This window comes from Pirellulales bacterium, from assembly GCA_035499655.1.
Lineage (GTDB): Bacteria > Planctomycetota > Planctomycetia > Pirellulales > JADZDJ01 > DATJYL01.
This window is the reverse complement of sequence record DATJYL010000154.1, coordinates 1-12,126: the sequence shown is the minus strand read 5'-3', so window position 1 is coordinate 12,126 and position 12,126 is coordinate 1. Positions and strand designations below refer to the sequence as shown.

The window sequence follows — 12,126 nt, the reverse complement described above, 5'->3', positions numbered from 1 at the left end:
ATTACAATCACCATCGGCCCCACAGTGCGCTGGGACAGCGGACACCGGAGGAGTTTGCGATTTTTTCAGCGGGGGCTAGCCCCCGCTGAAAACCCTATTTTTCTAGCATTCCAACTGGATCAAAGTTGGGGAGCAGGTCAAACGAGGTACATCGCAACAGTCGAACTGGACAGATAATCCAGTGCGTCTTGGCCTTCTTGCTAAAAAAAGTCGCCAGTGATGCCGGTGAAACGGCGTCAAAGGGAAGAATCTAGCCTCCATGCCAATACGATCGCCCTGCAATTGCCCTCTGCTTCCCAAAATCTTCCCAGCCAAAGATTCAAACGAGCGCTCGAAACGGACGCTCTATCAATCGTAAGTCTTTTCAAATTCAGAAGTACCGGAGAGAGGACTTGAACCTCCACACCCGTGAGGGTACTGGATTTTGAGTCCAGCGCGTCTGCCATTCCGCCACTCCGGCAAAGTGTTATGCACTAGCAGTTTGCGTCAACTCCAAGGCACCGTCAAGGGCCTCATCATGCCCCGCGCGGCACCGGCGCGGCAAATCATGTGCATCTGGATTTGCTCCAGCGACAAAATTCACCACACACATTCGACGTTCCACTGACCGCTTGGCAATCGCCATTTGGTCTAACTTGTCATAGTGTCGGCGAATCACTTCCGGTGTTGCGCCGACCATCGTACTGCATTCCTTTTCCGACACCCCGGCCATTTGCATACCAGTGATGGCGGTGCGCCGAAAATCGTGAAGTGTGAACCGCTCCGGCACTGGCTTCCTTTCCTTTTCCGCAGCCTTTTCTACCTCATGGTTAAACCTCGCTAGTTCATCCTGCAACCAGCAAACAAACCGTTTGGGAGTGAAACTGCGAACGCGGGCCGCATGATTCGGCTTCCGCTTCCACAGCAGCAGCAACCGGCGTAGCTCGTCTGAAAAACGGCCAAAGACATAACCGCCAAATGATCCAAGCATTAGCTATAATGATAAATTCTGTCCCTGGGATCAATTTCTTTCTCCAACTCGTTTGCGGTTTCCCGATTAGTCTTTAGTTAGGGGTAAGATGGCACGCTCACGTTTCAATACAGCTACTCCTGTTACTAGATCATCGCCTCTGCCTGATAGGGTTACTGATGTTCTGAAACGATCACGCTACCCTTTTGCCGGCGCCGCAATTATCGTCATTGCCACATGCGCGGCGTATTTGCCTGCTATAAATGGCGGGTTTGTACTTGACGATGATGCATTGGTTACACGCAACTCCTCCGTGAAGGCCTCCGATGGTTTGTATCGCATTTGGTTCACTTCTGAGCCATTGGATTATTGGCCAATAACGAACACGGTATTCTGGCTGGAGTGGCGACTATGGGGGATGAATCCGATTGGCTATCACATCACGAACTTGGTACTGCACATCATCAATTCACTTTTGATATGGGTGGTGCTCCGTACATTAGAAATACCTCAAGCATTCTTAGCCGCGGCTATTTTTGCACTTCACCCGGTGAACGTTGAAAGCACCGCCTGGATTGCTCAGCTTAAAAACTTATTGGCGCTCTTCTTTTTTCTTTTGTCGATCTTGTTTTATCTAAAGGCTGGTTTCACTCGGACGAGTTTCAACTCTACCAAAGTATATTCGACGATTCTTAGTCCATTCGACTGGCTTGAAGGGAAGAAATCGTACTGGATTAGCTTAGCTGTATTCGTCTTTGCAATGCTCAGCAAAACCTCAGTTGTTGTTTTGCCTCTCATACTTCTTTTAGTCGTTTGGTGGCAACTGGGGCGGGTGACCTGGAAAGATTTTCTTAGAACCGTCCCATTTTTCCTTGTATGTATTGCTCTTACGGTTGTCACTTTATGGTTTCAAAAGGAGCATACCGGCAACATCCTACGCGATGTGACTTTGCTTGATCGCTTATTGGGCGCAGGGGCAACCATTTGGTTTTATCTGTACAAGGCATTCCTTCCGTTTGATTTGTCGTTCGTTTATCCGCAATGGCATATTGATTCGCATGATTTCGTATGGTGGCTTCCGCTCATAGCGACAATCATTATTACATTGATTCTCATCTGGAAGCGCCAGACTTCGCGGGGCCGACCAACATTGTTCGCCTGGGTATTCTTTTGCGTGGCACTCTTGCCGGTCATGGGTTTTTCAGACGTTGGATTTATGCAGCATTCACTAGTAGCGGACCGCTATCAATATGTGGCTATTATTGCTGTTGCTTCAATTGTTAGTGCTTATGGATCATACTTTTTCCAGCGATTGAGATGGCCATTGTTTATGCCTGCGGCAGCGATCATGCTGCTCACGTTATTTTTGCTCACCTTCCAGCAAGCTAGTCTGTACCACGATGCTGTCAACCTGTATACAGCCACTCTCATCAAAAACCCAGAAAGCCCGTTAATCCATTACAATTTGGGTGTCGCATACAAGGATACAGGAGAACCAGTAAGAGCGCGTGAGCAATTCGAGCAAGCTGTGAAGTTATTTCCGTCCTATGTCGACGCGATCTATGGCTTAGGCATTTTGTGCGCTGAGAATGCCGATTTTCAGGGGGCCATCAATTATTACAAACGGGCACTTGAATTAGATTCGAATAATGCGGAAGTCCATAACAATTTGGGATTCGCACTAAATCAGTTGGGCAATCCGCAGGAGGCGTTCGAACACTTTAAAAAGGCCGTGGAGCTGAAACCCGATTTAGCCAAGGCCCGCAATAACTTGGGAATCGTCCTCGCGCAGAAAGGGCAAATTCAAGAAGCGATTACAGAGTTTGAGAGTGCGATTCGCGTAGACCCGAATCTTGCGGAGGCTTACGCTAGTCTCGGAAACGTAGACCTTCTGCTTAGGAAATTCGCCGAGGCGATTGACCAGTACAAACAAGCATTGAAGCGAGAGCCAAGACAATATCAAGTTTATGGGAACATGGCTCTGGCATACGCCCAGTTGAAACGGCCGGCAGACGCTATCGCCGCTGCTCAAAAAGCAATTCAGTTTGCCCAAGAACAGCACCAAACGCAGTTCGCTAATCAAGCAGAAGCATGGCTGAAAGATTTCCAGTACCGACAATCCCTCAGTCCATGAGTGAGGCGTAAATGTGGTTCCGCCCAATAATCCGCGCGGCACCGGCGCGGCTGAGCAACTACCAAATGCCCCGACGAGCGACCGGCACTGACCAGCAGTGCCGAGCCGCAAGTCGGGGCTGTGGTTGTGACTGCGAGAATTCACAACGCTTTTAGCATGTTCGCTGGCCCAATTTTGAGTCCAGCGCGTCTGCCATTCCGCCACTCCGGCAAAGTGTTATGCACTAGCAGTTTGCGACGATTTTGGTTCGTCGTCAAGGGGCGGTTTTCCTGTGCGCGGAAGCGGCGCGCCTGAAGTTGGCGGAACTAGTGCGATTGTTCGAGACGATACGGATGTGAAATCTTTTGGTTCGGCACTGAACCGGACGAGATTGCTAAGCGGTTTAGGTTTTCACGAATCAAGTGCTTTGAGACGCATGCGAGGAACGGCTGCATTTTGTTTTATTTCAAATCGGCAGCGCTAAATAAATGCCGCACAAAACCATGGCAGCGCCGGCGTAGCGCCAAGTCCACGTTGACCCGGACTGACGTGCGAGCAATCCAATTCCAATGCCACAAAAGTGCAAGGCTGCGGTGGCGATGATGAACCCGATGCCATACGTCAATCCTGAGGCAGTCAGCGGCATTTCGGCCCCATGGGCATGACCGTGAAACAAGGCAAAGGTTCCAACCATGAATATGCTAAGCAGCAAGGGCAAGCGCACTGCCGCGGCAATCATAATTCCCAAAATCAAGACCGAGGCCACGATTCCAGGTTCTACAAACGGAATGGAAATCGCCATCATTCCCAGCGCGCCGCCCACGGCCATCACGACCACAAAAACCAAAGGAACCAGCCAGAGGGCTCGTCCGCCGCGCTGTGCGGCCCACAAGCCCACGCCGATCATCGCACACAAATGATCTAAACCACTCAGGGGATGAGCCAAGCCGTTCCACAGGCCGCTGGTTTCGCCCACGCCGGTATGTGCGTAAACAAGCGACGGCGAACCAAAAATCAACAGCACGGGAGCAACCCAGAGCCAGGCAGCAGGACGATTGGTTTTCATAACGAACCTCAATGAAATTATGTAGAGGGGGAAGTGATCTGTGCATCGGTTCCAACCGACCAAACGCATTTTCTCGCCGCAGTTTAAGCACATCGAGCCAGTGGTGTATTCCGTCGCCCGTTTTTGCCGAGACTTCGAGGATTTGCATTCAGAGCCGGACCGCTTGAATGTTTGCCCGAGCGTTGTCCGCATCGAATTCGACCGCCGCCGCTAAATCCAGCTGGGTGATGTGGGCGACGTCGGCCGTATTAAAAATAGGGGATATTTCAACGGCTAATCTTCTCCTTCGGTTACCGAAAAACAACACGCAGCGCAGGTCTTCGCCCAAATCGTAAGAAGCCGAGCATATCAAATTACCAACGTTTTCGATGAATAGGTAGTGGAGATCAGCCAGATTCCAACTGGCCAATGCCGAACAAACCATCTGGGCTTCTCAATGACAGATCGTGCTTGTAATGATTTGCTTGATGGGCACTTCCGCGCGCCAGATGGCGGGCGTTGTTATCGGTCGCAAGCTTTCCCACGACCAAATCCACCGAATCCGACAATCGTCCTGCAGCCGTGACAATTTGTCTTGCTTCAAAAGCAATCTTGGACCATACTTTGCCCCCATGCGGATTGCCATAAAGGATTCGCACAGGGTAGTGGGCCAATTTGAACATAGCCCGACTGTGTCAGTCGGGAAAAGCGGCTGTCGGAATTTCAAATTGTCCCACCACCTTCGCACAGTGGAGATTTGGCCCTTCAAATCTGCGGTCAGGAAATCTATGTCTACCATTGCAGAAAGCACGCCACTTAGCGAGTGGATTGACCATTTACTGGGATGCCGCGAAATGCGGCTGATGGGGCATGCTCAACGGCAAGATGACGGAAACCTTGGGCTGGGATGGCTGTACTACGCGCTGGGTCGCATGCTGCGGCCCTCTAAGGCGGTGGTGATTGGCTCCTACCGGGGGTTCGTGCCGTTGGTGATTGCCCGGGCGCTGGCCGACAACAGCGAAGGGGGGCAGGTTCACTTCATCGATCCTTCGCTGGTCGATGGTTTTTGGAGCGATGAATCGGCGGTACGAGATCATTTTTGCACCTTCGGCGGTGCAAATATCGTTCATTATCAAGTGACGACGCAGCAGTTTGTCGCATCGAAGGCGTATCGTGATCTCCAGGATATTGGGCTCGTGTTTATCGATGGCTTTCACTCCGCCGAACAGGCCCAGTTCGATTTCGACGCCTTTGCCGACAAGGTGGCGCCGCAGGGAATGATATTGCTTCACGACAGCGTTTGGCGGATCCGATCAGGAATTTATGGCCCCGGGCGCGAATATATCCACAACGTGACGGATTTTATCGACGCCTTAAAGCGCAATCCAGAATGGCAAGTGCTCGATCTTCCGTTTGGCAGCGGAGTCACCGTGGTGCGGCGGTGCGTCGTGCCAAAACCACCGCGGTAGCAACCAACAGCAGTCAGGCCGCAAAAGACAACGGGGCACATTGATGAATCGATCGGCCGAATCACCGCGTGAGCTGTGGGCCATTACGGCTTATTTCAACCCGGCTCGATATTGGAATCGGCGGCAAAACTACCAGGTGTTTCGGCAGCATTTGAACGTGCCGCTGGCGACGGTGGAATTGTCGTTTGACGGGCAATTTGAATTAGAGACCGATGACGCCGACATTTTGATTCGCAAATCGGGCGGCGACGTGATGTGGCAAAAGGAGCGGTTGTTGAATTTGGCGCTCGACGCGCTTCCGGCCGATTGCCAGTTTGTGTTGTGCGTAGATTGCGATGTGATTTTCCTGCGGGACGATTTGGCTGCACAAATCTGCCGGCAATTGGAACGTGTGCCGCTATTGCAACCGTATTCGCTGGTGCATCATTTGCCCCCCGCGGTGCCGCCGGAGCAGTGGAAAATCCGAGCGCTGGGTTTGGCGCGTCCCTCCGTGGCGTGGTTAATTGCTCAGGGCGTGTCGCCCGGCGAATGCCTGGGCAACCCGGTGTTGGGATTTCCGGGTATTCGCGCGCCCGGCCATGCTTGGGCGGCGCGCCGGAAATTGCTCGGGCAACACGGTTTTTACGATGCCTGCATTATTGGCGGGGGTGACAGCGCGCTGGCGTGCGCAGCCTATGGCGAATATGAGGTGCTTCCCCGGCTGCACGTCGACAACGAACCCTCTTTCCAGCATTATTTGCGGTGGGCCGAACCCTTTCACCGCTGTGCGCAGGGACGTGTGTCGTTGGTCACAGGAGATTTGCTGCATTTGTGGCATGGCGCCATGAGCGATCGGCGCACACGAAGGCGGCACCGCGAATTGGCTTCGTTTCAATTTGATCCGTTCGTCGATATCGCACTCGATAATCACGGTTGCTGGCGCTGGAACAGTCCCAAACCTGCAATGCACGCATTCGTGGCAAACTACTTTTTTGCCCGCAACGAAGATGACGTCGTTTCTTGCACTGCCGCGGCGTAAGGACACGTTCGGTGAAACAAAAAAGTCCACCTCAGCGTTTTTTGATTGTGCGGCACCGAACGTATCGGCACTTTTTCTATTCCATGCTTTCTCGTTGGGTGCGAGTCAATCTTCCGCATTTGTCGCGGTGGTTTTGTGTCCGCGATCTGCCGCTCCGAGTAAAAGATTGGTCCCGATACGCCTTGCACGTGGCGTGGCTGCAAGACCCGGTGCAGCGGTGGTCGCAAAATACCTACAAGCAGGCGGCGCGGTTGGCCGCCCAATGCGACCAGCGCGGCATTCCCGTCGTCAATCGGGTAGATCGTTTGATCAATGCCACGAAGTCGCGCGGGGCCAAACTACTGCGCGAAGCCGGCGTACAGGTGGCACGCATGGCGCCCATCGACAATCGGGAACAGTTTCAGGAAACACTGGCGGGCCTGCAGTTGCCGTTGTTCATTCGCGAGGATTGGGGACACGAATGGCGGATTGCCCGCATCGACACCCGGGACGATTTGCGCCACGTGGCGTGGGAAAAGTTTAAACGTCCCTTGGCGGTGGAAATTGTCGACGTCCGTGATCCTCGGGATGGCTTGTACCGAAAATATCGTTACCTTGCGGCGGGAGAATTAGGCATCAGCCATCATTTGCAGGTGTCCCATGAGTGGATCACTCGCGGAAACAGCCGCCTGATGCGACCCGAAACTCGCGGCGAAGAACTGGAGTACATCTCGCAACGCGACCCTAATCATGAAATCCTGCAGCGCGCTCGACGAGCGTTGGGCTTGGAGATGGTGGCATTCGATTACGGTTACACGCCGGACGGCCGAATGATCGTCTGGGAGGCCAATCCATTTCCGCATTTGGTGTTTGCCACCAGACGTTTGACGTACAAAAATCCAACCATGCATCGGTCGCTATTGGCAATTGTGCATTTGTATTTTTCCGCCGCCGGGTTACCGATTCCCGCGGAAGTGGAGGATGCCTTGGCGCTGGATTTCGCCCCCCTCGAGCGGCGGTTTCAGATTGTGCGGGAGATGAATTTCATCGGGCGCCTGCTAGCATGGCCGCGGTCGTTTCCGCAATGGCCCGACTGAAGGCTGCGATGCCCGGACATGGCCCGCGGCCGATTGCCGGGTGGTGGGCCAATTTGAACATAGCCCGACTGTGTCAGTCGGGAAAAGCGGCTGTCGGAATTTCAAATTGTCCCACCAACGATTGCCGATTGGCCTAGCGGCGGGCGGCGTTAGTGAGTATTTTCCACCGCATTTTTTGCAAGCGAGCCTAGGTAAGGAGCGCATTCCGCGCAGGAGTTACTCCTTTCTTTTCCAGGGAAACGACAAATATGGCCAGCGATTTTTGGGCGATCACAGCCTATTTCAACCCGATGCACTGGCGGCGGCGACTGGCCAATTACCGCACGTTTCGGCAGCACTTGCGTATTCCTCTGGTCACCGTGGAATTGGGCTACGACGGACAATACGATTTGCAGCCCGACGATGCCGAAATTTTGATCCAAATTCCCGGTCGGGACGTGATGTGGCAAAAGGAGCGTTTGTTGAATGTGGCGTTGCGTTACGTTCCGCCGCAAACGGAGCTGATTGCCAATTTGGATTGTGACATTGTCTTCTGCGATGCCGTCATTTGGCGGAAAGCGCGTCGGGCACTGCAACGCTATCCACTATTGCAACTTTATTCTCATGCTGCCTATTTGGCCCCCGCAGATTGCGCCAACTTTGAATTTGCCGCGCGGCGGGGCAAAGTGCACGCGGGATTCAGTTGGCTCCGGCAGCAAGGGCACCCGCCGCTATCGTTGTGCAATCCGGCGTGGATGAATTCTGATCAACCGCCGCCGGTCACTTACGGAATGGCGTGGGCGTTTCGCCGAGAATTATTTACCCAGCGCGGTTTTTACGACACTTGGGTCGTGGGGGGTGGCACGCGCGTCCATTTTTTTGCCGCCCACGGCCATTACCGCGAAGCTGCTGCCGCGTTCGGCTTTCACACGGCGATGAGCCAGCATTATTACCAGTGGGCGGAGGGTTTTTACGGCGCGGTTCGCGGTCGTTGGGGTTGCGTGCCGGGCACAATTGCCCATTTGTGGCACGGCGACATGGGACGGCGTAAGCATCGCCAGCGGTACAAAGAATTTGCGGAATTCCAGTTCGATCCGACCGTGGACTTGGCCTCCGACCGCTACGGCGCATGGCGCTGGAACAGCGACAAGCCCGCCCTGCACGAATACATCCGCCGTTACATTGCTGAGCGACAGGAAGATGGCCACCAGGCCCTGCCTATTCCGCCCAGCAGCCAAATGTGGCCGCGTGATCGCACATCAATGGCCCGTTGCTTCTAGGGTGTCGCGCCGCCGTTAACGGTGCCTTCTTCAATCGTCCGGCCCAATTCTGCGGCGAAATTGCGGGCCCCATTTGCCAAGCGGCCCGGCGTCGATAAGAATTTGGTCTAGCGGTTTCTCGATTCCATCCGCACCACACCATAAGCAACAAACGGTTATGACCAAGCCCGACCATCACCGGATGACGGTTCCCCGATTCGCCGCGCTAAAAGCAGAGGGGAAAAAAATCACCGTCCTAACGGCCTACGATTACACCATGGCCGCGCTGTTAGATGCCACGGAGATCGAAGCCATTTTGGTCGGCGACAGCATGTCGATGGTTGTACAGGGCCATCCGAATACCCTGCCCGTGACACTGGACGAAATGATTTATCATGCCGAAATGGTCGGGCGCGCCGTACAGCACGCCCTGATCGTGGTCGACATGCCGTTTCCTAGTTATCACCTGGGCGTGCCCAAGGCGATTGAAAACGCTGGGCGCATTCTCAAGGAAACGCGCTGCCAGGCCGTGAAGCTGGAAGGGGGCGCTGATCAGGCCGACGTGATTCGCGGTTTGGTTTCGGCCGGCATCCCGGTCATGGCCCATGTCGGTTTGCGGCCGCAAAACGTGCATGTGCTGGGCGGTTACAAAGTGCAGCGCGACGAAGCAAGGCTGATGAACGACGCCCGGGCGGCGCAGGAATCGGGGGCGTTTGCGACTGTGTTGGAATGCATTCCCGCCGAGATCGCCGCGAAAATTACCAAGACGCTAATGATTCCGACCATCGGCATTGGCGCCGGTGTGAATTGCGACGGCCAAGTGCTGGTCGTCAACGATTTAATCGGAATCACCAGCGGCTACGTGCCGAAATTCGTGAAAGCCTACGCCGACGTGAAATCAACCATTGCCGATGCCGTGACCCGTTTCCGCGACGATGTGCGCAGCGGCAAATTCCCCGGACCGGAGCAGGCGTTTCATTAGAAGTATCATATAAAGCCGCGACCGTTGGTCGCGCCGAAGTGCAAACACGTCGTCCATTTTCCGCGGCGCGAACTGCCATCGCTGCGCCATGAAAATACCTCCATGAATCGCCTGGCTCACGAGACTTCGCCGTACTTGTTGCAGCACCAAAACAATCCGGTCGATTGGTATCCGTGGGGACCGGAATCGCTGGAGCGAGCCAAGCAGGAACAGAAGCCGATATTTCTTTCCATCGGCTATTCCGCGTGCCATTGGTGCCACGTGATGGAGCACGAAAGTTTTGAGAACCCGGCCATCGCGCGGCTGATGAACGACAACTTCGTGTGCATCAAGGTCGATCGGGAAGAGCGCCCCGATTTGGATCACATTTACATGAATGCCGTGCAACTGCTCACGGGGCGCGGTGGTTGGCCGATGTCGGTATTTTTGACGCCCGACTTGCAACCGTTTTACGGCGGCACGTATTGGCCGCCGACGTCGCGGATGGGTATGCCGGGGTTCGATCAGGTGTTGCTCGCCGTGGCTAACGCCTGGCAGGAGCGGCGGCAGCAAGTCATCGAACAGGCGGCCGAATTGACCGGGCACATTGCGCAATTGGCGGCGCTTCCTTCGGCTGCCGGAGAGCTTTCGCACCAATTGATCGATGCGGCGGGCGCGGCGCTGGAGCGGAGTTTCGATTTCCACCACGGTGGCTTTGGCGGCGCGCCGAAATTTCCGCACCCGATGGATTTGCAAGTGCTGCTGCGGTTGTGGAAGCGGCACCGCCGCACGGGATTGCTCGACATGGTGACGACGACGCTCGACAAAATGGCGGCCGGCGGAATTTACGATCATTTGGGAGGCGGGTTTCATCGTTATTCCGTCGATGAGCGCTGGCTAGTGCCGCACTTCGAAAAAATGTTGTACGACAACGCGCTGCTGACCGTTGCGTACGTGGAGGGCTTTCTCGCCGCCGGCCATGCCGAGTACGCCCGGGTGGCCCGTGAGACATGCGATTACGTGCTGCGTGATTTGACCGACGCGGCAGGCGGATTTTACAGCACGGAAGATGCCGACAGTGAAGGAGAAGAAGGGAAGTTTTACGTCTGGACGCCGCAGGAAATTGCCGCCGTGTTGGGAGCCGACGCCGCCGAGATTTTTTGCTATGTGTACGACGTGAGCGAGTCGGGCAACTTCGAAGGGCATAGCATATTGAATCTGCCCAAGCCGATTGAGACATGCGCCAAAATCAAGCAGCGCGACCCGGCCGAGTTGCAGGTCGATTTAGCCGCCTCTCGGGCAAAATTGCTCGGCGTGCGCATTCGCCGTGTGCGGCCGGGACGAGACGATAAAGTGCTAGTCGCGTGGAACGGGTTGATGATTGACGCCCTGGCGCGGGCTGGTTCGGCATTGAATGAGCCGCGCTATGTGGCGGCGGCTGCTAAAGCGGTTGATTTTATTTTGCGTGACATGCGCCGTCCTGACGGCCGCTTGCTTCATACCTGGCGCAACGGCAAGGCCAAGTACGATGCTTACCTGGACGATTACGCGGCCCTGGCCAATGCGCTGGTTAGCTTGTACGAAGCGACGTTCGACGAACGATACATTGACCAAGCTGTGCGGCTGGTCGAAATCATGCTCGCGCATTTTGCCGACAGCGCGGCGGGGGGATTTTTTTACACCGCCGACGATCATGAACAACTGATTGCCCGGCACAAGGACGTTCAAGACAGCTCCGTCCCCAGCGGCAATGCTTTGGCGGCCACCGTTTTGGTGCGGCTGGGCAAATTGACCGGCCGGGCGGAATATCTCGAGGCCGCGGAAAAAACAATTCGCTCGGCGGTCGGTTTGTTGGCGCGCGCTCCCACCGCTGCCGGACAAATGTTGCTGGCGCTCGATATGTTCTTGGGCCCGACGTTTGAAATCGTGCTGCTGGGCAACCTGGTACAGACCGACACCGCCGCTGTCCTGCGCGAATTGCATGGGCAGTTCATTCCCAACAAGGTGGTTGCTTTGCGGTCGCCGAAAGCCCAGACCACCTCGACATTTCACTCCACCGCCCTCAATCCGCTGTTTGCCGGCAAAACGCTGCTGGCCGCTGAACCCACGCTATTCATTTGCGAAAACTTTGCCTGCCAAGCGCCCGTTGGCGGGCGCGAAGCAGCGATCGCCAAAATTGCAACACTTGCCGCCAGCGAATGAGAGCAAATGATCTTCGACCGTTTTCGCACCAGCGCAAGAAAAGCGGGCGCCGTCG

At 54.9% G+C, this 12,126-nt stretch carries 11 protein-coding genes and 1 tRNA gene; 8 read left to right on the top strand and 4 right to left on the bottom strand.

Going from position 1 to position 12,126, the window contains the following annotated elements:
- Positions 1-377: 377 nt before the first annotated feature.
- Together VMJ32_11255 and VMJ32_11250 are read right to left on the bottom strand one after the other, a co-directional pair.
- Positions 378-460, bottom strand: a tRNA-Leu gene (locus VMJ32_11255).
- 6 nt (positions 461-466) lie between these two features.
- Complete coding sequence (locus VMJ32_11250; GenBank protein ID HTQ39599.1) at positions 467-970, bottom strand: hypothetical protein; 504 nt, start codon at positions 968-970, stop codon at positions 467-469.
- A gap of 88 nt (positions 971-1,058) precedes the next feature.
- Between VMJ32_11250 and VMJ32_11245 the strand changes: the two genes are divergently transcribed.
- Positions 1,059-3,083: a tetratricopeptide repeat protein gene (locus VMJ32_11245; GenBank protein HTQ39598.1), complete on the top strand. Its 2,025-nt coding sequence runs from the start codon at positions 1,059-1,061 to the stop codon at positions 3,081-3,083.
- Between the two features lie 445 nt (positions 3,084-3,528).
- Here VMJ32_11245 and VMJ32_11240 read toward each other — a convergent pair whose 3' ends face one another.
- Complete coding sequence (locus VMJ32_11240; protein HTQ39597.1) at positions 3,529-4,128, bottom strand: HupE/UreJ family protein; 600 nt, start codon at positions 4,126-4,128, stop codon at positions 3,529-3,531.
- A gap of 40 nt (positions 4,129-4,168) precedes the next feature.
- Between VMJ32_11240 and VMJ32_11235 the strand changes: the two genes are divergently transcribed.
- Positions 4,169-4,342: a hypothetical protein gene (locus VMJ32_11235; protein ID HTQ39596.1), complete on the top strand. Its 174-nt coding sequence runs from the start codon at positions 4,169-4,171 to the stop codon at positions 4,340-4,342.
- 172 nt (positions 4,343-4,514) lie between these two features.
- On the opposite strand, the gene VMJ32_11230 is transcribed toward VMJ32_11235, so the two are convergent.
- Positions 4,515-4,790 carry a hypothetical protein gene (locus VMJ32_11230; GenBank protein ID HTQ39595.1) on the bottom strand — a complete coding sequence of 92 codons (276 nt, stop codon included), beginning with the start codon at positions 4,788-4,790 and terminating at the stop codon, positions 4,515-4,517.
- Positions 4,791-4,895: 105 nt separating this feature from the next.
- Here VMJ32_11230 and VMJ32_11225 point away from each other — a divergent pair, with 105 nt between their 5' ends.
- From VMJ32_11225 to VMJ32_11200, 6 genes are all read left to right on the top strand, one after another.
- Positions 4,896-5,576 (top strand): class I SAM-dependent methyltransferase, encoded by a 681-nt coding sequence (locus tag VMJ32_11225; GenBank protein ID HTQ39594.1) that lies wholly within the window; start codon positions 4,896-4,898, stop codon positions 5,574-5,576.
- 43 nt (positions 5,577-5,619) lie between these two features.
- On the top strand, positions 5,620-6,594 hold the full coding sequence (locus VMJ32_11220; GenBank protein ID HTQ39593.1) for a hypothetical protein: 975 nt from the start codon (positions 5,620-5,622) through the stop codon (positions 6,592-6,594).
- A gap of 83 nt (positions 6,595-6,677) precedes the next feature.
- Positions 6,678-7,670 (top strand): hypothetical protein, encoded by a 993-nt coding sequence (locus tag VMJ32_11215; GenBank protein HTQ39592.1) that lies wholly within the window; start codon positions 6,678-6,680, stop codon positions 7,668-7,670.
- A gap of 248 nt (positions 7,671-7,918) precedes the next feature.
- Positions 7,919-8,929 carry a hypothetical protein gene (locus tag VMJ32_11210; GenBank protein ID HTQ39591.1) on the top strand — a complete coding sequence of 337 codons (1,011 nt, stop codon included), beginning with the start codon at positions 7,919-7,921 and terminating at the stop codon, positions 8,927-8,929.
- Between the two features lie 157 nt (positions 8,930-9,086).
- Positions 9,087-9,890: a 3-methyl-2-oxobutanoate hydroxymethyltransferase gene (gene panB, locus VMJ32_11205; protein HTQ39590.1), complete on the top strand. Its 804-nt coding sequence runs from the start codon at positions 9,087-9,089 to the stop codon at positions 9,888-9,890.
- A gap of 102 nt (positions 9,891-9,992) precedes the next feature.
- A complete protein-coding gene (locus VMJ32_11200) occupies positions 9,993-12,071 on the top strand; it encodes a thioredoxin domain-containing protein (GenBank protein ID HTQ39589.1) in 2,079 nt (692 codons plus the stop codon).
- Positions 12,072-12,126: the final 55 nt, after the last annotated feature.